The organism is Brevibacillus sp. FSL K6-2834 (genome assembly GCF_038592925.1).
In the GTDB taxonomy this organism is placed as follows: Bacteria; Bacillota; Bacilli; order Brevibacillales; family Brevibacillaceae; genus Brevibacillus; species Brevibacillus borstelensis.
This window is the reverse complement of sequence record NZ_CP151945.1, coordinates 1,073,352-1,093,302: the sequence shown is the minus strand read 5'-3', so window position 1 is coordinate 1,093,302 and position 19,951 is coordinate 1,073,352. Positions and strand designations below refer to the sequence as shown.

Annotated in this window: 18 protein-coding genes and 1 pseudogene; 3 read left to right on the top strand and 16 right to left on the bottom strand. The window is 52.1% G+C overall.

Annotated features, from left to right (window positions below):
* Nucleotides 1-107 precede the first annotated feature (107 nt).
* Nucleotides 108-1,799: pseudogene (locus NST96_RS05480) on the bottom strand (methyl-accepting chemotaxis protein); the annotation flags it as partial.
* Nucleotides 1,800-2,030: 231 nt separating this feature from the next.
* Between NST96_RS05480 and solA the strand changes: the two are divergent.
* The gene (gene solA / locus NST96_RS05475) at nt 2,031-3,161 is read left to right on the top strand and encodes an N-methyl-L-tryptophan oxidase (RefSeq protein WP_003390975.1); all 1,131 of its coding nucleotides are present in this window, start codon (nt 2,031-2,033) and stop codon (nt 3,159-3,161) included.
* A 93-nt stretch (nt 3,162-3,254) separates the two neighbouring features.
* Here the strand turns inward: solA and NST96_RS05470 are convergent, their stop codons facing one another.
* The 3 genes from NST96_RS05470 to NST96_RS05460 form a co-directional block, all read right to left on the bottom strand.
* Entirely contained in the window at nt 3,255-4,085 is an 831-nt protein-coding gene (locus NST96_RS05470; RefSeq protein WP_003390971.1) for a protein-glutamine gamma-glutamyltransferase, read from the bottom strand.
* Nucleotides 4,086-4,331: 246 nt separating this feature from the next.
* Nucleotides 4,332-4,751 (bottom strand): GNAT family acetyltransferase, encoded by a 420-nt coding sequence (locus NST96_RS05465; protein WP_003390968.1) that lies wholly within the window; start codon nt 4,749-4,751, stop codon nt 4,332-4,334.
* A gap of 472 nt (nt 4,752-5,223) precedes the next feature.
* Nucleotides 5,224-5,433 (bottom strand): aspartyl-phosphate phosphatase Spo0E family protein, encoded by a 210-nt coding sequence (locus NST96_RS05460; protein WP_227277798.1) that lies wholly within the window; start codon nt 5,431-5,433, stop codon nt 5,224-5,226.
* Nucleotides 5,434-5,672: 239 nt separating this feature from the next.
* Between NST96_RS05460 and NST96_RS05455 the strand changes: the two genes are divergently transcribed.
* Together NST96_RS05455 and NST96_RS05450 are read left to right on the top strand one after the other, a co-directional pair.
* Nucleotides 5,673-5,999: a helix-turn-helix domain-containing protein gene (locus tag NST96_RS05455; protein WP_024985204.1), complete on the top strand. Its 327-nt coding sequence runs from the start codon at nt 5,673-5,675 to the stop codon at nt 5,997-5,999.
* Nucleotides 5,939-6,823, top strand: a complete 885-nt coding sequence (locus NST96_RS05450) for an IS3 family transposase (RefSeq protein WP_155808033.1) — start codon at nt 5,939-5,941, stop codon at nt 6,821-6,823. Before NST96_RS05455 ends, NST96_RS05450 begins: the two co-directional genes overlap by 61 nt.
* 87 nt (nt 6,824-6,910) lie before the next feature.
* On the opposite strand, the gene NST96_RS05445 is transcribed toward NST96_RS05450, so the two are convergent.
* The 12 genes from NST96_RS05445 to metA form a co-directional block, all read right to left on the bottom strand.
* Complete coding sequence (locus NST96_RS05445) at nt 6,911-8,089, bottom strand: helix-turn-helix transcriptional regulator (protein ID WP_122959017.1); 1,179 nt, start codon at nt 8,087-8,089, stop codon at nt 6,911-6,913.
* A 234-nt stretch (nt 8,090-8,323) separates the two neighbouring features.
* Entirely contained in the window at nt 8,324-9,019 is a 696-nt protein-coding gene (locus tag NST96_RS05440; RefSeq protein ID WP_251237644.1) for an LrgB family protein, read from the bottom strand.
* On the bottom strand, nt 8,997-9,389 hold the full coding sequence (locus NST96_RS05435) for a CidA/LrgA family protein (protein WP_031932111.1): 393 nt from the start codon (nt 9,387-9,389) through the stop codon (nt 8,997-8,999). Before NST96_RS05435 ends, NST96_RS05440 begins: the two co-directional genes overlap by 23 nt.
* A gap of 99 nt (nt 9,390-9,488) precedes the next feature.
* Nucleotides 9,489-10,373 (bottom strand): LysR family transcriptional regulator, encoded by an 885-nt coding sequence (locus NST96_RS05430; RefSeq protein ID WP_024985382.1) that lies wholly within the window; start codon nt 10,371-10,373, stop codon nt 9,489-9,491.
* Between the two features lie 14 nt (nt 10,374-10,387).
* On the bottom strand, nt 10,388-10,726 hold the full coding sequence (locus NST96_RS05425; RefSeq protein ID WP_342405682.1) for a DsrE family protein: 339 nt from the start codon (nt 10,724-10,726) through the stop codon (nt 10,388-10,390).
* Between the two features lie 323 nt (nt 10,727-11,049).
* A complete protein-coding gene (pepV, locus tag NST96_RS05420; RefSeq protein ID WP_342405681.1) occupies nt 11,050-12,492 on the bottom strand; it encodes a dipeptidase PepV in 1,443 nt (480 codons plus the stop codon).
* A gap of 36 nt (nt 12,493-12,528) precedes the next feature.
* A complete protein-coding gene (locus NST96_RS05415; protein ID WP_003389251.1) occupies nt 12,529-13,548 on the bottom strand; it encodes an ABC transporter ATP-binding protein in 1,020 nt (339 codons plus the stop codon).
* A gap of 24 nt (nt 13,549-13,572) precedes the next feature.
* Nucleotides 13,573-14,502, bottom strand: a complete 930-nt coding sequence (locus NST96_RS05410) for an ABC transporter permease (protein ID WP_003389253.1) — start codon at nt 14,500-14,502, stop codon at nt 13,573-13,575.
* Between the two features lie 4 nt (nt 14,503-14,506).
* Nucleotides 14,507-15,442 (bottom strand): ABC transporter permease, encoded by a 936-nt coding sequence (locus NST96_RS05405; protein WP_342405680.1) that lies wholly within the window; start codon nt 15,440-15,442, stop codon nt 14,507-14,509.
* Nucleotides 15,443-15,513: 71 nt separating this feature from the next.
* Entirely contained in the window at nt 15,514-17,172 is a 1,659-nt protein-coding gene (locus NST96_RS05400) for a peptide ABC transporter substrate-binding protein (protein ID WP_003389255.1), read from the bottom strand.
* 198 nt (nt 17,173-17,370) lie between these two features.
* Nucleotides 17,371-18,552: an ROK family transcriptional regulator gene (locus NST96_RS05395; protein ID WP_035980150.1), complete on the bottom strand. Its 1,182-nt coding sequence runs from the start codon at nt 18,550-18,552 to the stop codon at nt 17,371-17,373.
* 354 nt (nt 18,553-18,906) lie between these two features.
* Nucleotides 18,907-19,824, bottom strand: coding sequence for a homoserine O-succinyltransferase (metA, locus tag NST96_RS05390; RefSeq protein WP_031932107.1), 918 nt, complete (start codon nt 19,822-19,824; stop codon nt 18,907-18,909).
* Between the last annotated feature and the right edge of the window lie 127 nt (nt 19,825-19,951).

Below are 19,951 nucleotides of genomic sequence, written 5' to 3'. Positions count from 1 at the left end.
GCCGTAGAGACTTACCGCCCTACAGCCTTACACCAAACTATTCATCAAACTATTCGCGTTCTATGCAGCAATCTGCATCCATCCAGCTCTTCAACCAACGACTGGCGCTATATTTTAAATGCGGAGACAGTATCCTGCAGCTCCTCCGCCAGCTTGGACAGCGATGTCGCGGAAGCGGCTATCTCCTCCATGGAAGCCAGTTGCTCTTCCGTAGCGGCCGAGACATTTTGCGTGCCGTCTGCCGTGACGTCGGATCCTTCGGCGATCAAGCTGATCACTTCGACTACCTGATCGGTATGGGCTGACACCTGCTGAACTGCGGCGGAGACATCCCGGATCTGCTCGGTGACATCCTGGATCGAGTACTGGATTTGTCCGAAGGTTTCTCCTGCCTGATGAACGGCCGCGATGCCGGACTGCACTTCCCGATTCCCCGCCTGCATGGAATCGACTGCCCGCACGGTCTCCTCCTGAATCGTATTGATCAACTTGGCAATCTGTGCGGCCGACTGGGAAGACTGCTCGGCGAGCTTGCGGACCTCGTCCGCTACGACGGCAAAGCCTCTTCCGTGCTCACCGGCGCGGGCCGCCTCAATCGCCGCATTCAATGCCAATAGATTGGTCTGTTCTGCAATTCCCGTAATCACTTCGATAATGTGGCCGATCTCTTGGGAATGTTTGCCCAGTCCTTCTACAGCCCCCGTCAGATTGCGTATGGAATCGTGAATGGCGCTCATTTGCTGTACCGCGGCTTGAATAGCCTGATTTCCTTCGCCTGCCAGCTCCGCCACCTGAACAGCTGTAGAAGACGCACTCTGCGCATTGGCCGCGATATGCTGGATGCTGGCTGTCATTTCACGAACCACTCTGGAGCCTTCATCGACGCTCCTGACCTGCCTGTCCGTTCCTGCTGCTACCTCCTGAACGGTCACGGCAATTTGTTCTGTCGCCTTGCTCGTTTGTTCCGCGCTTGCCGTCAACTCCTCGGCAGACGCCGCCACCTGCTCTGATGACGTGCTCACCTGACGGATCAAGGTTTGCAAGCTGGCTGTCATTTCATTAAAGGACTGCGTCAGGCTGGCAAACTCGTCCCGATTCTTGATGATCAACGGTTCCACGCGCAAATTTCCAGACGCCACCTCTTTTACGTTTGCCACCAGCTTAACGAGCGGATTGCGGATATTTCTGGTCAAACCAACCGCCAGAAGAATCCCGCCAGCGAGCGAGATGACAAGCAGGAGCAGTGTATCCCGCATGCCGTCCCGATAAAGCTGATAGCTTTCCGCGACCGCTTGATTGGCCCCCTCGCTGTTTCGTTTCTTTAATTCATCCACGTATTGCTGCCGTTCCTTGAACAGCATGTCGGCTTGCAGGCGTAGCTCTTCCAACCGCTTCAAATCCTCCGGCGTAGCCACGGTGGACACGTCTATTTCCTTCCCGGACTCGACAATGCGATTATTGAACGTCTTATAAACCTCAAGGGTTCTTTGCAGGTTCCCAAAAATTTCAGCATCTTCACTGGTTTGAACCGTCTTTTCGTAATCCTTGGTTTTTTCCTCCACATAGAGAAACTGCTCTTCGATTTGTTTGACGATTTTCTCTTTGTCGGCCGCATTTACTGTGGCATACAGGCTTTGATCGTAGGCGTAGATCGTCTGGAGTGCGGCATTTATTTCCAGCACCGCCTGCAGACCGGGCATCCAGCCGTCGGTAAACTCCGAAACCTTCTCGTTCAGCTTGTGCATTTTGTATACGGCCAAAAAACCGGAAAGGATCATGATGACAAGCAAGATCGAAAAAGCCCCGCTTAATTATTTCCCTATGGTCATTTTCATGCAACCACCCGCTTCGTTCGGTTAAATTTTTTGGTTTAGCTTGCTATGTATTTCCCGATTTTTTTACAAATGAAACCAGAGGGAGAAAACTTTCTGAAAGTACCAACAATGCCGCCTCGACCTCGCGATGCATCTGTAGGATAATAGTTTGAAAAACAGTATGAGTCAGCACTGTGGGAAGAGGAGGAAGCCACTGTGAAACACTATGATGTCATTATTGTCGGGGCCGGTTCCATGGGAATGGCAGCCGGCTACTACCTGGCCAGGCAAGGGGTCCATACCTTGCTGATCGACGCCGGCGACCCGCCGCACCAGATGGGAAGCCACCACGGCGACACGCGCATCATCCGTCATGCATACGGAGAAGGCGAGCTGTATGTGCCATTGACGATTCGGGCCATGGAGCTGTGGAAGGAGCTGGAGGAGGCATCAGGAAAGCGCCTGTTTGTACAGACAGGCGTACTAAGCGGCGGTCCTCGCGACTCTCGCTTCGTGCAAAATGTGCAAAAGAGTGCAGAGCGCTATTCGCTTCCGCTGGAGGTTCTCAGCGCGAAAGAGGCAGCTAAGCGTTGGCCGGGGATACACATGCCAGACGATTTCACCGGGTGCTACGAGCCTACCTCCGGTGTCCTTTACAGCGAAGACTGCATCCGGGCCTATCGCCAGCAAGCGCTTCTCCACGGTGCAGAGCTTCTGGTCAACGAACGGGTAAAAGAAATTTCTGCGGCGCCGGATGGAGCGGTGGTCGCAACCGAACATGGCACCTACGCCTGCGACAGGCTGCTGATCAGCGCCGGAGCATGGAACCCGGATGTACTGACTTCTCTCGGCCTTTCCCTGCCACTGACGCCTACGCGAAAAACGGTCTCCTGGTTTGAAGCAGACGAGAGCCTGTACCGTTCCGACCGGTTTCCCGCATTTATTTTTGATTTGCCGGACTCGATCTTTTACGGCTTCCCCAGCTTTGACGGGGCTGGTGTCAAAATTGGGCGCCATGACGGCGGCCAACCGGTGCACCCCGATCAACTCGACCGCACGTTTGGGACGTGTCCTTCCGACGAAGCGGATACCCGCTCGTTTCTGGAAAAATTCATGCCGCAGGCAGCCGGGCCGTTGCGTCAAGGCAAGGTATGCTTGTACACCTTTACTCCGGACGAGGATTTCATCATCGACAAGCATCCAGAGTACCCGCACATCGTCATTGCCGCCGGTTTTTCCGGACATGGCTTCAAGTTTGCAAGCGCGGTCGGAGAGGCTGCCAGTCAGCTGTTGACCAGCGGAACTGCGGTCCATGACCTGTCCCGTTTTGCCATCGGCCGCTGGTAGGCGCCCCATAACAACAACAGGCCGGGAAGAGTAGAAACCTCTACCGGCCTGCTTTCATAACGGCTTTCATAACGGCTTTCGTAACGGCTTTCATCACAGCTCCCATACTGCCGACCCGATCTCCGCCCTGATTTTCCCGGCTTCTGTCTCCGTGCTTCCAGACATGAAGCGGATTCCCCCGGTATCCTCAAAAGCAGCCAGGTATGCAAAACCAGGCCGCGTCGCCTGGCTCAGCAGTTGGGCGCGTCTCGTCGCTCCGGGTCTGCGCTTGCCGTTCAGATGATGGAGGATCCCCTCCGCGGTTTCGACACCGATCCCATGCCCAAAATATCTGCCATTGCCCAAGTCGACGGCATTTTCCCCCTGCCACTCCGGCTCATCCAGCCGGTACTCGGGATTTTCAAAGTAGAGAATATCCCCTGGCAAAAAGGTGCGCGTTTGCTCTGTAGTCAGCCGAAGATCCTGATCATACCTCCAGTCATAAAGCAAAATGCCTCTGAACAATTGGTCAAAATCTGCCCTGCGAATCGTCTGCAAAACTGCGTGATACAAAATAATGACCATTGCGGTCGCGCATTCAAACGCATAGGCATGGCCGTTTCGGAAAATGTCTTCGATAGCGATGGACGGAGGCACCTCGGGCCGGAGCATGCACCCTCCGTAATCCGTCCGCACCCAAAACCTTTCGTTGCATCTCGTCTCCTCAAAGGTGGCAAAAGCCAGGCCGCTCCGGAACAGCTGCAGGGAGGAAACGACAATTTGATTGCGCAGTCTGAGCTCGTAGCGGAGCAATTCGGCATTTGGATAGTCAAACACTTCCCCCGCCCGAGCCATTCTGTCGACAGTCTCGCGCTGGACGCTGTTCAAACGCCATTCGCTGGCCAATGCCGCCGGGTCGACTGGCATTCCTGCGATACTGATCACGCCTGATATTCCCCCTTCCTGACGCATTGCTACACTGTATGCAGGCTGGGCGGGATTATCACTTTTCTGGCTCGGCGTTGGGAAAAACGTTCGTAGTTCCGGCTGCAGTGGAGGAGATGAAAAAGGGAGAAAACGCTTCAGGTTCGGTGGGACACCGCATGGGGCTGACCTGCCTGGGATTGTGTCCCAAAGACCTTCGCTGTTTTCTCCCTTTTTCATCTCTACAGCGTTTGGTGTTTTCTAGGTTTATGACAGCCGATTGATCCACTTTCCCATGAAAAATACGTCATCGCGGGTGAAGCCTAGCTTTTGATAGAACGCTCCGACTCGCACGTTATCTTGCGCCACCAATAAATTCATCTTATCGCAGCCGACTGCCCTCATCCGCTCCTCCAGCTCGTTCATAAGCAGGCGTCCGATTTGTTTGCCCTGGGATTCTGGATCGACGGCCAGGTGATAGACCCATCCCCGGCGACCGTCGAAAGCACCCATGACGGCACCGATTAACTGGTCTTGCTCGGTGGCTACCAGAAACAGCTCCGGGTCGCGCTGCAGTTTTTTTTCGATCGCTTCCCGGCTGTCGGAGGGCGACAGGGTCAGCCCTGCACGCATCCATAGCTCTACTACCGCCTCATAGTCTGTCATCTGGAAAGAACGAATGTCCATCGTCTCATCACCTTGGTGGAAGATTTGAAATATTGAATGATTATACTACAAATTTTGGCGGCTTATCGGCCAAGGTTTGGAATAGAAGGGACTTTAGACTTTATTCCGCTCGTTTGGTTAATCGTAGATGCGGCATAATAAGGCTCGGGTGATCACAATGGTACGGTTTATGAAGGGAAGCTTGACGGAGATGAGATCATCATCGGTTCTTTTGTGGCAACCACCTCATTCCATACAACCTTGTACAGAATGGAAGACGGACATCTGCTTTTTACTGACCTGAATAAACAACTTCATGGGGCAGATAGTGTTCGCGTAACCGATGACCTTTTCTTTGAAGTGCGTCAAGAGACAGACTCGAGTCCTGACATGTACAAATACAGGAATAAGAAGCTGATTCCTATTTTTTAGCGTGATTTTCTGAGCTATGGGAACTTGATTCTGAAGAGGCAGAAGTCACGGAAAGAGAAATCTAATCCGGTAAACTGGAAGATCGAGATAATGACTGCTCCCCAGCTTTTGAATTTCTCCCCCCATATTGTCGAACATATTGAACAATGTAGTTATCAAGTTCTTGACTTAATTCAATTACAGAATGATGGGAGATGCCTTTTTCCTTTGCAAGGTTGCATAATTGCATTCGTAACTGTTCTATTTGGAATATTAGTTTATTCTGTTCCAATTTCAATTCCCCCAAAATTGGAGTCTTCTCATAGGTTCTAGGACATACTTAGTTTTTATTATAAATTCTGTCGCAAAATTCATTTAACAATCGGATAATTATAGACGTTTTACAAAATTCAACAAAATTCGTCTAATTGATAAAAAAATACCCCATCTCCTAATTGAAGTGCACCCCTTAGAATGGACATTGGATTAAACCCCTGGTAAATCCGATGAAATTTAAGGGGTGCATTTTTTATGGTGAAAAAGGGGCAAACGTTTAGAAGTTATTCTCACGAATTAAAGGTGGAAGCCATACGACTGCATATCGAAGAAGGATGGACATACCGTCGAATCATGGAGCATCTGGGGATTCCGGACCGCCACCGGCTTAAAGTATGGATGAAAAAATATAAACAGTTAGGCGAATTTGGGTTGATGGATCAACGAGGTAGACGTGAAGAATATGTTGATCAAGATCGATATGTTAAAAAGCTAAAACGAGAGAACTCGATGCTAAAAAAGTGTTTGAAAATCTGGATGCGGGAGGTGCAGCCCATAAGTATGAGGCGATCAAGCAAGTAGCTGGTGAGTATACGACTAGTGAACTTTGCAAGCTGTTTGGAGTCTCAAGAAGTGGATACTATGCATACTTGAAACGGCAACAAGCGGACCGGGACAAGCCCGTGAAAGACCTCATCAAAGTAGTTTATAAGAAGTATGATGGTAAATATGGGTATCGACAAACCCAGCTGTTTCTCTTACGAGATCACGGGGTATGGGTCAACCATAAGAAGGTACTACGTCTGATGCAAGAAATGAAGCTCCGTTCTCGAATACGCCGCAAATATCGAGGTCACTATGCTTCAACCGAAGGTGGACGAGTCGCTGAGAATGTGATGCAGCGGAATTTCAAAGCGGATGCACCTAATCGAAAATGGGTAACCGATGTCACACAGTATCGTGTCGCGGATACGTGGCTCTACCTGTCTGCTATTAAGGATTTGTTTAATAATGAGATTGTGGCTTACCACATTGGAGTTCGCAACGACAATCAGTTGGTCCTACGGACCTTTGAGAAAGCCTTTAAAAAGACGAAAGACGTGACTGGACTGATCGTTCACAGCGATCAGGGATTCCAGTACACGTCCTACGCTTACCACGACATGTTGCCGAAGGTTGGCGCCCAAATCAGCATGTCTCGGAGAGGCAACTGTTATGATAATGCCTCGATGGAGAGCTTCTTCTCGCATCTCAAAACGGAAGGGCTCTACCCTTATGATATCCGAAGTGTGGATGAGGCACAAAGGCGAATTGAGGAATATATTCAATTCTACAACCAAAGTCGACCACAACGAAAATTAAAAAGGCTGACGCCTGTTGAATTCAGACGTCAGCTGTCGGTCTAACGGTCGGGTTTTTTCTTACTGTCCACTAAATGGGGTCTTGACCACTAATCGAGAGGGGTATCCATTTTTTATAGGGAAACACTATGCTTACATTATTAATTTCAGGGCACCGATCTTCTCAAAGTAATAGATGCTTTGCATATAGGCTTCCATCCCTTCATCAATAAGTCCATTCGTCATGAAATAATTACCTTTTAGCTTGTAAAATCTCCCTAACTCAGAATATTGATAGGGGTCGTTATCGAAAATCTGAATTTTTTTCTCCTCTTCCTCAAGAAAACTTTTAATCGAATTAAGGTCACTCACTTTGCACAGTGCATCAAATAACTCGGTGAGTCTAAATATCCGGTTAACTTCTGTGGTCTCAACCAGACATTCCCTTAACAAGGGAATAGCTTCCTCATATTTGCCTGTTCTTGAATAAACAGTCCCGCGAAAAAATTTAATCCGTTCAATGATAAATCGGTAATTTAGCTTTTCAAATAAATCAAGGTGTTGTTCTAAAGCCCTATAATCTCCAAGGAACATATATGAATTGCAGATTGCCAAGGCTACTCGCTCTTTTAGCTCATTGTGTGTAAGATCTGCGGCGTGTCCCATCTTTCCGAACTCAATACATTTTTCATACTTTTTCATAGCATGAGCATGAAAAGCCATTTTGTAATAAATGGTTACCTTTTCCTCATTACTCAAAAAATCAACATAGTGCAAGATTTCTTCTCCGGTGTAATAGGTCTCTTCTAATCGATTGAAATCATCTCTTTCTATCAGGTATTTGTTCAATAGTCCTTTTGCCAGAAACCGCTGCATTCCACGTTCTCTGGCATACTTTATAATTACGTGGTATAGCGGCAGCTGAAATCTTAGATCTGATAAAGAGGAAACAAAGTTGTACAGTCGTTCCATTAAGGAATAGCTTTCCTCATAAGGTGTCTCAAGAATCCGCTGAGCAACTCTTGCGGCCAGTGGAACATTGAACAACCGAATTGCCTCATTAAGCAGTCCAAATAGCACCTCAGGACGTTTATCGATTTCAATATAGAGTTCAACAATCTTATCAGTCGGAATATTCAATACCTTAGCTAAGGGCATTGTTATTTTTAATCCCGGACGCCTGGTACTTCCGTTTTCAATCTTTGCAATGACTCCTTTGTGAACACCCGTCAATCTAGCTAGTTGTGAAATACTTAAGTTAGACTGTTTTCTATATTTTTTTAGGACATCTCCGATGGTTGCAAATTCAAGTGTATGTACACTTTCCTTCACGACTGCCACCTTCCAATAAACTGTTCCCATTTCTCTAACAGTCAGTTTTCACCCAAATATTAACATTTGTGCATTTGTTTTGTAAATTGAAGGTTTCTTTTATTACCCAAGTTCAGTAAAGCAAAAGTATAGAAATGAAAACTATCATTCCAATCCTAAAAAATAAAAAGATAGAGCAGCAAGAACTTTCCCCTTGCCTCTCTATCCTTAACTACTCTTATCTTTTTCCATCCCTCACAACAACCACGACTGCACGACAGGGAAAAACACGTACGCCCAAACAACCGTGATCATCGCCCCGGCGATGACCGCCAGCGTGGCGCTGCTTCCCTCAACATCACCGCGCTCGAACGCTTTTGCCATGCCGAGCGCATGGGCGCCCATCCCGTACATCAGCCCGACGGCGAGCGGATGCCGGAGACGCATGCGCTTGATGATTTTCGGTCCGAGAAAGACACCGGCAAAGCTGGTCAGCATGACAAATGCTGCAGTCAGCTCAGGCTCTCCGCCCAACGCCTTCGATAGATTGACCGCTACCGGCATGGTAATCGAGCGAGGAATGACGCTGACGGCGGCTTCACTCCCCAATCCGAGGAAGAAGGTGCTCACCACCCCGGCCAATACAGCCGACAGAGAGCCGAGCGCCAGGCTGCCGACGATCATCCGCCAATTTGCCGCAAGTATCGGCCAGTTCCGATAGAGCGGGATCGCGAAGGCGACCGTCACCACGTCGAGCATGTCTGCAAAGAACGACGTCGCTTCTTTGTATCTTGCAAAGGGGAGATCGAACAGCAAAACGAGCAAGACGATTCCCAGCGGTGCCAGGATGGCCGGAGAAAAGAGCAGACCCGCCTTTTTGGCGCTGATGCGCTTGGCTCCCCAATACAAGGCGAGGGTAACAGCAACGCTACAGGTTTTCCACAGAATCACGCTGCTCGCTCACCCCGCTCCATCGGAACAGCCGCTGGGCCAGAACTCCTGTGGAGATCATCACCAAGGCCGTTCCGCTGACGACCACGGCCAAAACGAGAAGCCCTTTTACACCCAGCATCCACGGGTATTGGACAATGCCCGCAATCGAGGGGATAAAGAACAGAATCATTTCGGACAGCAGCAAAGCCGCTCCCGCTTCCACCCATTTCAGGCGGATCAGGCCCGATTGCAGGGCCGCGAACAGCAGGCCAAGGCCGATCAGGCTGCCAGGTATATGCAGCTGGAAAAACGCTGCTGCCGCTTTTCCCAGCCAGGCAAACACAAATAAAATCAATATCTGCGGCAATGCCGTCAGCCATTTTTTCATCGAGACCACCCCCGGTGCCAGCTAACTGATAGCACCATTGTAAGGGGCCCTCTTGCTATTCGTACAATATATAAACATCATCAAATCTATGCAAAAAAGTTATACATAGGCGTGCTCGCGGACAAATCCGATAAACGCCCGGGCGGCGTGGGACAAATAACGATCTTTGCGGCAGATCAGCGCATACGTCCAATCGATGGGCGGCCAGGAAAGGGCGACGACGTGAAGGCGGCCTTTGTTCAGGCGCTCGGCCACGGACCGCGGTACGAGGGATATGCCCATCTGCGCGGCGACCATCTCCCCGACAAAATCCCACAGCGAGCTCATGTAGGCGACCTTCGGCTCAAAGCCGGCCCGCAAGCACGCTTGCCGGACCACGTCATGCATCGCGTACTCCTCTGTAAACAAGACGAATGACTCGTCTTCAAGCTCCTTCAGATCGACGCTCTCTCTCCCGTACAGCCAGTGCTCCTGGTGCACGATGGCGACCATCTCCTCGGACCGCAGCGGGATTGCCTCGAAGCGTCCCTCGTCCACGGGCAGCACGGTCAAGCCGATGTCGATATGGCCTTGCTCGACCTGTACTTCCAATGGCCTCGCGCTGTACTCCCTCATTTCAAGCTCGATATGCGGGTAGCGCTTTTTGAAGCCGGCAATAGCCGCCGGCAGCAGAAACGCACCTACCGTCGGCAGCAAGCCAAGCTTGACGAATCCCCGCTCCACCTGGCGCAGCTCTTCGATGGAAGCCGTCAAGTCGCCCATGATCTGCAGGACTCGCTGGGCGTACTCAAAGACGAGCTGTCCGGCATCGGTCAATTCGATTTTCCGCTCGGTCCGGTCGAGCAGGATAACATCCAGTTCCGTCTCCAGGCTCTTGAGCATTTTGCTGATGGACGGCTGCGAGACATGGAGCACCTCTGCCGCCCGGGTAAAGCTTTTCTGCTTCGCCACCTCGGCGAAGTACTGAAGCTGCTTGATGTCCATGACAATAGCTCCGATCAGGAGATGGTGAACACTTCATGCTTGCCGGACAGCTCGACAAAGAGGTTCATGCCCGCGATCTGTCCCGCTTTCAGCTTGTCCGCCACCCCGTAATGCTCCACGCAGGTCTTGCATCCGTACACGGGGACTCCCTGCTTCTCCAGCTCCTTTAAATGAAGATGGGCGAGCGATTGCTCTGTCAGGTTGAAGACGCCGCGGTTCATGCAGAAGATGGCGGCCGGTTTTTGCTCTGCCTGTTTGACGTGTACGAGAAAGGTCTCCATCACGATTTCTCCGAGCTCGGGCTCTCCTTTTCCGAATTGGTCGGAAGCGAGCAGGATGACCTTGTTATGCATGGTTTGTTCCTCCTTTTGCAGGTATCGTTGTTACCAGCTTACCATACATGAGCGGTGGATCAGAAATGCTTTGGCTGGTTTTGACCAGTTGATGAAAACGAACATGACAAATTTAACATGCTTGTAAAAAAGACCGCTCCGAAATAGAAAATTTCTACTCGCGGAACAGTCTCTCATTTTACGGATAGATAGTCGCATCACATGCAATTCTTAAAAAAGTTGCAGCAAGTTGACTATAACAATAAAAATTTCAATTTGGTAGTTATCGTTTCAATATGGTAGTAAGGTTTCAATATTCACTACCTTACCTATTCCCTCTCAACTTACAAATCCTCGTTAGCCAACTCATACATTGCCCTCGCATACATCGCCGCAGACTTGAAGAGATCGTCCAGCCCGATAAACTCATCCGGCTGGTGGGCAAGCGACACTTTGCCCGGGAACAGCGGTCCGAAAGCGACGCCGTTCGGAATGTGGGCGGCATATGTGCCTCCCCCGGTGGAGAGCAGCTTGGGCTCTTCGCCCGTGGCGTCACGATAGACGCGCTGCAGCACCTGGATGACCGGATGCAAGCGGTCTACGTGGTGCGGCTTTTTGATGATCGGCGGCTCAACGATGAAGCCGTACTTGCCGACGCTCTTTTCGATCTGCGGCAGGATGCGGCTGTCATCGTCGCAGACGGGGAAGCGGAGGTTGATATGGAAGAAAGACTCGCCCTCCGGCTCGTACTGGATGATCCCCGAGTTGATTGTCAGCGGATCGGTAATCTCGTCCTCGCTGGCGATTCCCAGCGCCCGGCCCCGCCAATCCTCGAACAGATAGGCATCCGTGCAGGCCAAAAAGCGCTGCGCATCCTCCTGGAACGAATAGTCCTTGAGAAAATGAATCAGCAGAAGGCCCGCGTTGATCCCTTGGTCGGGCTCCATCCCGTGGGCTGATTTGCCCTCCAAATGAAAGCTCGCTTCTCCGTCTTCCAGCAGCACCTGTCCGGGGCGGCCGCAAGCAGCCAGATAGGAGCGAAACTCCTCTGCCAGCGCCTCCAGCCTCTCCTCTGGACCTGCTACCCTGGCCCGGGCCGCTTCCGGCACCATATTGGGAACGCCGCCTGCAAAAAACGATGCCAGGAAAAGCCCGGATCGGTCGTTTTCATTTGCCGAGGCGCTTGCCCCTATTTGCCGCAAAACCACTCTCGTGTTGATCTGCCCTTTCTCCGCATGGACGATCGGGAAGTCCGCATCGGGCGCAAAGCCGGTCAGCGGCTTCTTCTCCATCACCTTGTAGTGCTCGATGCAGCGGCACTGATTTTCTTCATTGGTCCCGAAAATGAGGCGGATGTTCCGCTTGAGGGCAAGCCCGGACTCCTTGACGATTTTCAACGCGTAAAAAGCAGCCAGCGTCGGTCCCTTGTCGTCGATAGTGCCGCGCGCATACAGCTTTCCGTCGCGGATGGACGGCTCATACGGCGGGCTTGTCCATTCTCCGGTCGCCGGTACGACATCCAGATGGCAGAGGACGGCGATATAGTCGTCATCTGGCGCTCCCGGGCCGTACTCGGCGTAGCCGTAGTAGCCCGCCTCATTTTTTACGCGAAAGCCCTCCCGGCTGGACAGCTCGAGCATATAGCTCAGCGCCCGCGCCACCTCGGCCCCCATCGGCTGATCCGGTCCTGCCGTCGACAGGTCGTACGTGCTCGGGATGCGCAAAAGGCCGCCCAAATCCTCCAGCAGCTCCTCTTTTCGCCGTTGTACCTCATCCATCCAGTCCATGCTCTTCACCCTTTTCCGTCTCGTTCCCTTTATCTGTCAGGTCAAGCTTCGTTCTCTCCAGCCGACCGTGTCATCCATTTTCGGCGCCCGCTCATCCAAAAGCCAGCAAGCCGCCTGATGCGTATCCGAGCAGCGCATGTGCTCCGGCTGATACGACAGGCAGATCTCCAGCGCGTACGGACAGCGCGAGGCGAATCCGCAGCCCTTCGGCGGGTCCAAGAGGTCCGGCGGCGTACCCGGAATCGCCATCAACTGCTCCTCTTGCATGTGCAGCTTGGGCATGGAGGCCAAGAGTCCCATCGTATACGGGTGCTTTGGCTGGTAAAAGATTTCGTCCACCGTGCCGACCTCGACGATTTTTCCCGCGTACATCACCGCCACGCGCGAGGCCATGTTGGCGACGACCCCCAGATCATGGGTAATCAGGATGATGGCCGTCCCCGTCTTTTCCTGCAAATCTCTCATCAGGTCGAGAATTTGCGCCTGGATGGTAACGTCGAGTGCGGTCGTCGGCTCGTCCGCGATCAGAATTTTCGGGTTGCAGGCCAGCGCCATGGCGATCACCACACGCTGCCGCATGCCCCCGGACATCTGGTGGGGATACTGCTTGTACCGCGTCTCCGGCTGCGGGATGCCGACCAGCGCCAGCAGCTCGACCGACCTTTTTGCCGCCTCTGCCTTGCTTACCTTTTGGTGCTTCAAAATGACTTCGTCGATCTGCTTCCCGACGGTCATCGTCGGATTGAGCGAGGTCATCGGGTCCTGGAAAATCATCGAGATTTCCGCGCCGCGAATGTCCTGCATCTCCTTTTCCGACAGCTTGGCCACATCCCTGCCCTCGAACAGGATTTCTCCGTTCTTGATCCGTGCCATCGGGCTGGGCAAAAGACGCATCAGGCTTTTGGAGGTGACGGACTTGCCTGAGCCGGATTCGCCCACGATGGCGAGCGTCTCTCCCTTGTCAAGCTCCAGGCTGACGCCGCGCACCGCCTTCACTTCCCCGACATACGTCGAGAAGGACACTTCCAAATCCCTGACTTCCAGTAGTTTGTTCATGTCGCTTCGCTCCTCGTCATGATGCTATTTGCGCATTCTCGGGTCAAGCGCGTCCCGCAAACCGTCGCCCAGGATGTTAAAGGTAACCATGATGGCGATGATCACGATAGCCGGATACAGGAGCAAATGGTACTGCGTATTGATCGCCTGATATCCGTCGTGAATCAGCACGCCCAGTGAAGCCATCGGCTCTTGCAGGCCAAGGCCGATAAAGCTCAAAAACGCCTCGGTAAAGATCGCCGACGGAATCGTAAACATCGTATTGATCACGATAATCCCGATCGTGTTGGGAATCAAATGCTTCAAAATAATTTGCGTATTGGATGCTCCCAGGGAGCGAGCCGCGAGCACATATTCCTGCTCCTTCAGCTTGAGGATTTGCGCACGCACCAGACGGGCCATGTTTACCCATCCGGTAATGACCATCGCCAGCATGATCGTCATGATCCCCGGCTCCATCACCATCATCAGCAAAATGATGATGATCAGGCTCGGAATCCCGATGATGATCTCGACGATCCGCTGCATGACATTGTCCACTCTGCCGCCGATCAGGGCGGAGATGGCTCCGTACGCGACACCGATCACCAGATCAAGCACCGCTGCCAGCACAGCGATCAACAGCGAAATGCGGGTGCCTTCCCAGATGCGGGCCCATTGATCGCGGCCGAACTTGTCCGTCCCCAGCCAGTGATCGGCGTTCGGCGCCTTGTACACTGCACTGTAGTCGGTATCGTAATACGTATAGGACGTCATCCACGGCCCGATGATGGCCAGCACCCCCAAAAGGATCAGGATGATCAGACTGACGATGGCCGCCCGGTTTTTCCGCAGCCTCCGAAAGCTGTCCTGAAAGGCTGTGAGAGGGGGCCGTGAAATTTTTTCCGGTTCTTTCGCGCTGACGCTGGCGGGTCGAAATAAATGGTCCAGACTCGCTTTTTCTTGCTGCTGCATGTTCTCACTCCCCTCCCGAAGCCAGACGGATTCGCGGATCGATCACGCTGTACAACATATCGACGATCAGCATGATGAACACGTAAAACGCGCTATAGAAAATGGTGATACCCATGATCGTGGAATAGTCGTTCATTTTGATTGAATCCACAAACAGGCTTCCGATGCCGGGTACCCCAAAAATGTTTTCGATAACTAGTGATCCGGTCAACAGATTGACGACGATCGGACCTAAAATGGTGACGACAGGAATCAGCGAGTTGCGAACGGCGTGCCGCATGACTACTGCCATATTGGTCAATCCCTTCGCCTTTGCCGTCGTAATGTAGTCCTGCTGCAGTACCTCCAGCATTTCATTGCGGGCAAATCTGGCAATGATCGCGACTACGCCCACGGAGAGTGCGACGGACGGCAGGATCGAGTTTTCGTAGCTGTCCCAGAAAGCGACAGGCAACAGCCCCCACTTGAGACCGACGTAGTATTGCAAGAGTGCTGCCAAAACGAAGTTGGGGACCGAGACCCCCAGCACGGCGATAAACATCGTGAAGTAATCCCAGGCGGAATTATGCCGGTAGGCTGCGATAATTCCCAAGATCAGGCCGATCGACAAACCGAGTACGACCGCCTGCAGACCGATCAGGGCGGATGGCCCGATCCGGTTTACGATAATGTCCTTGACGGGCATGTTTTTATAGGTAAAAGAAGTACCAAAATCGCCTTGAACGACGTTCGCCAGGTAGCGCACATATTGAACGTACACCGGCTGATCCAAACCGTAGCTGGCGTACAAGAGCTGCCGCTCCTCTACGGGCAGTCTGTTCAGTTTTTCCTCGTCAAACGGCGTACCGGGAAGCTGTTTCATCAGAAAAAATGTAGCCGTCGTGATGACAAACAGGGTGATGAGGAGATACACCAGCCGCATGCCGATATATCGTTTCATGCGTACACCTCCTGTAGCAGAAAGATAAGGAAGAAGAGAAGGGGCTTCTCTTCTTCCCGCAAGTCAAGCTGTTATTCCACAGTTGCGTACTTGTATTCCACCGGGGAACCGTACGGATGGAAAATCAGGTTTTTCACGTGCGGCTTTTGCAGGAAGGAGTTTCCTCTGTAGAACAGCGGAGAAACTACCGCGTCTTCGGCCAGGAGGATTTTTTCTGCTTCCAGCAGCATGTTGATCCGTTTTGTTTCATCGACTTCTTTTTTCGCGGATGCGATCAGCTCATCGTACTTCGGATTTTCGTAGTTGCCGCGGTAAGGCGTATGGTTCGCCCACAGGTCGAGGTACGTCATCGCATCGTCGTAGTCCGCTCCCCATCCGGTTACGCCGAACTGGTAGTTGCCTTCGTCCATTTGCTGGTTGCGTGCTTTTACGGTTTTCGTTTCAACCGTTACGTCAATCCCGAGGTTTTTCTTGTATTCGCTTTGCAGGAAGGTACCCAGGTCCTTGGAAAGGGAATCATCCGGTACCAGAAGCTTCAATTGCGGCGCTTTGCCCAATTCCTTCACGCCTTGCTCCCAGTACTCTTTCGCTTTCGCCGCATCGGCCTTGATCAGATCGCCCTGCAGGTCGCGGAACGATTTGTGGTCGACACCGCTCATCTGGACCGGAATCATGCCGGTTGCCGCTTTGGAGCCGTTGTTTAAGATCACTTGCTCCAAAATGGTCGCATCATAGGCAAGCTGCAGAGCCTTGCGGATGTTCAGGTTAGACGTGCCTTCCCCTTTGGTGTTGAACTGGATGTAGTTGGTACGGAACTCGATGTCTGTCGTATACTCAGGGTCGTTCTTGAAGGTGTCAACGTCTGCAGAAGAGAGCATTACGCGGTCGAGCTCGCCTGCCTTGTAAGCGTTAAGCGCTGTGCTTTGCTCCTTGATGACCTTCAGGTTGATTTTTTCCACTTTTACATTGGCATTGTCCCAGTAGTTTTCGTTTTTCACGAGCGTCGCTCCGGAAGCCGGGTCAAACGAGGTCAGCTTGTACGGACCTGCATACAGCATGTTTTCCGGTTTCAGTGCGTAATCCGCGCCCTTCTCTGTTACAAACTTCTCGTTGAGCGGGAAGTACAGGATGAAGGTAGTCAGACGCAGGAAGTACGGTGTCGGCTGGTTCAGCGTAACCACCAGTGTCTTGTCGTCTTTCGCATCGATTGCGACAGCATCCGCGCTGCCTTTTCCGGATGCGTATTCAGCGCCGCCCTTTATGTAGTCGGACAGGATGAAAGCATAGCCGCCTTTGGAGGTTTGCGGGTTCATCGCTCCGAGCCAGGCGAATTTGAAGTCGGCTGCGGTGATCGGATCGCCGTTGCTCCACTTGATCCCGTCACGCAGGGTAAATGTATAGGTCAAGCCGTCTGGAGAGACTTCCACGCCTTTTGCCAATGCAGGCTGCGGCTCGTGCTTCTCATCGAGGCGGTACAGACCTTCACTGACGTTGTTCAGCACGGAGAACGAAATGTTGTCCGAGGTAGAGAACTGGTTCAGGTCTTTAATCTCGTTTTCAAAGGAAAGGTTGATAACGCTTTCTTTTTTCGCTTGCTGACCGTCTGCCGCAGGTGCTGTTCCTCCGGGAGCACTGCTCGATCCCTTATCGCCGCTGAAGTTGCATCCCGTGGCGACGAGGCTGACCAGCATCAGTAGACATAGCAAGGATGTGGACCACTTCTTCTTCATTGATCTGTCCCCCTATTTTTGGTGTCAGAAGTATATTTGCATAAAGACGGCGCTTTCACTTTCATGACGAAGCGCTGTCTCATACACGAGTAACAGCATCGCACGGCTCTTTTCTCAAGCGGAGAAAGCCAGACGATCAGCAGGAGAGAAACAGGCCGACTGCCTCATGTAGCCAACTGCCTTAGGGAACCGACTGCCCTAGGCAAAATCGGCTCCGGCCAGCGGGGCGAAGTGCTGCAGCGCCAGAGCGCCCGCGCCGATCACGATGGCTTCTGCCTTCAGCTCCGAAGCGATGATGCGGAAGGTTCCCTTGAACGGCTCCCAGATCACTTGCTCGCAGTGCTCGTGAACCAAATCCACGATTTCTGTGTAGTTCTCGATCAAGTCTCCGCTGAGAATCACCGTATCCGGGTTGTACATGCAGACGATATTGTTGATCGTAATCCCGATGTACAGGGCTGTGCGAGAGACGATCTCCTTGGCCCAGCGCTCGTCGGCACGCGCCGCTTCGAACACTTGGCCGATGTCAGTGATCTCCTTGACGCGCCGCGCTTCGGTGATGAGGGCGTTTTCGTCTACATAGGTCTGCAGGCAGCCGCGCTTGCCGCATTCACACAAATTGCCGTTGGGGTCCAGGGTCGTATGCCCAAGCTCCCCGGCACTGTTCGATCCTCCTCGGAAGATCTCCCCGTCGATAATCAGTGCCGAACCGATACCGGTACCGATCCCGATCAAGGTCGTCTTCGTCGACCCCTTGGCCGAACCGTACAAGTATTCAGAAAGGATTTTCACTTTCAGGTCGTTGTCGATCACCGTCTTGATCCCGAGGATTTGTTCCACCAGAGCTGCAAACGGCACGTTTTTCCAACCGAGCGTACTGGAAAACTGGACAATCCCTTTTTCGTAATCGATCACGCCAGGGACACCGATTCCGATGCCTACGACTTTCTCGGGTGAAATCTTGCATTTCTTGATCAGGCCGGAAATCTCTCGGCCAATCAATGCTGCCGTTTCCTCAGGCGAGGACTCCAATGCCGTGTGAGCGACGCGGTGATGCTCTACCACCGTTTCGCTGAAATCCATCATCCCGAATTTGATGCGCTTTTTTTCGATTTCGACTCCCACGGTATAAACGGCGTCCGCTATGATGTCCAGCTGGACCGCCTTGCGTCCGACACCCGAGGATGTCAAATCCGTCTCCTGCACCAAGCCCTCCTCGCACAGCTCGCTCACAAAGCGGCCGACGGAGGTGGCGCTCATTTTGGTGATCTTGGCCAGTTCGGCCCGGGAAATCGGACGCTGCTTTTTAATGATGTCCAGGATCATCTGCTTGTTGTGCTGCTTGATGACGTCCTGGTCCTGCTTTACGATTTTTTTCATCACGGACATGCTCCTCTTCCACATATTCGCGTTTCAAGGTTTATTTATCCAACAGTGTTATAAATTGTGTGATAAAAGATGGATAATACTCCGATCAAACACGAGGAGCAGACGATTTTTGCTTTATTTCGGTCGGATAGCTTTTTTAATTTCTCCATTGGTGTTAATAATGAGTTTATCTGGCATCCTGTATGAAGTCAACTGTTATTTCCAAATGGTGCGACGCTTTTTATTTTTTTGAAAATGCCTCTCACGCCATCCCTCCCCATACTTGATTTTGAGCCGACCGACCGCGTCTTTTCCTCTCTTGACCGCAGAAAAAACCACCCGGCAAATGCGGATGGTTGGCAAGCCTTATTTGATCGAATTCCAATCGTAGGGCGTTTCCTGATACACATAGTAGTTGAGCCAATTGGAAAACAGCAGGTTGGAATGAGCGCGCCACCTGACCACTGGCGGTAGGCTCGGGTCATCCCCCGGGAAATAGTTTCTGGGAATGGCAATCTCGAGGCCTTTGCTCACATCACGTTCATACTCTTCCCGCAGCGTGCACGGATCGTACTCGGAATGTCCGGTGACGAAAATTTGCCTGCCGTCTTTCGTCGCAACGATGTACACACCCGCCTCCTCCGATTCGGACAATATCTCCAGCTCCGGCACTTTCTCGATGTCCTCCCGCCGATTCTCCGTGTGACGGGAGTGCGGAATGTAGAATACGTTGTCAAACCCGCGGAACAGCTTCACATTCTGCTTGTTCAAGGTGTGCGGAAAAACGCCGAACAGCTTCTCGGGAAGCGGATGCTTCGGAACGCCGAAATGATGGTACAGCCCTGCCTGTGCGCCCCAGCAAATATGCAGTGTCGACGTCACGTTGGCCATCTTCCAGTCGAGAATTTGCTGCAGCTCCTCCCAGTAGTTCACCTCGCAAAAATCCATCTGCTCCACGGGCGCTCCGGTAATAACCATTCCGTCAAACTTCTCGTGCCTGATTTCCTCAAAGGTCTTGTAGAAGGTGGCCAGATGCTCTTCCGGCGTGTTCTTGGAGGTATGGCTGGACGGGTGCAGCAAAACGACCTCCACTTGCAGCGGGGTATTCCCCAAAAGGCGGAGCAGTTGGGTCTCCGTAATCTGTTTCACTGGCATCAGGTTGAGAATGACGATGCGCAGCGGGCGAATGTCTTGGGTAAACGCCCTGCTCTCCTTCATCACAAAGATGTTTTCATTCTCCAATATCTCTGTCGCCGGCAACTCATCAGGCAATTTGATTGGCATGTTTCTCCCCCTTTCAGTCCGTCACAACGCTGTCGCCAGACAATAATCCGACTAATTCGCCATGACTACTTAAGATTCCTGCTTCACTTTTCCCTGCATTCAAAATGTTCTGTCTCTACTATAGCAG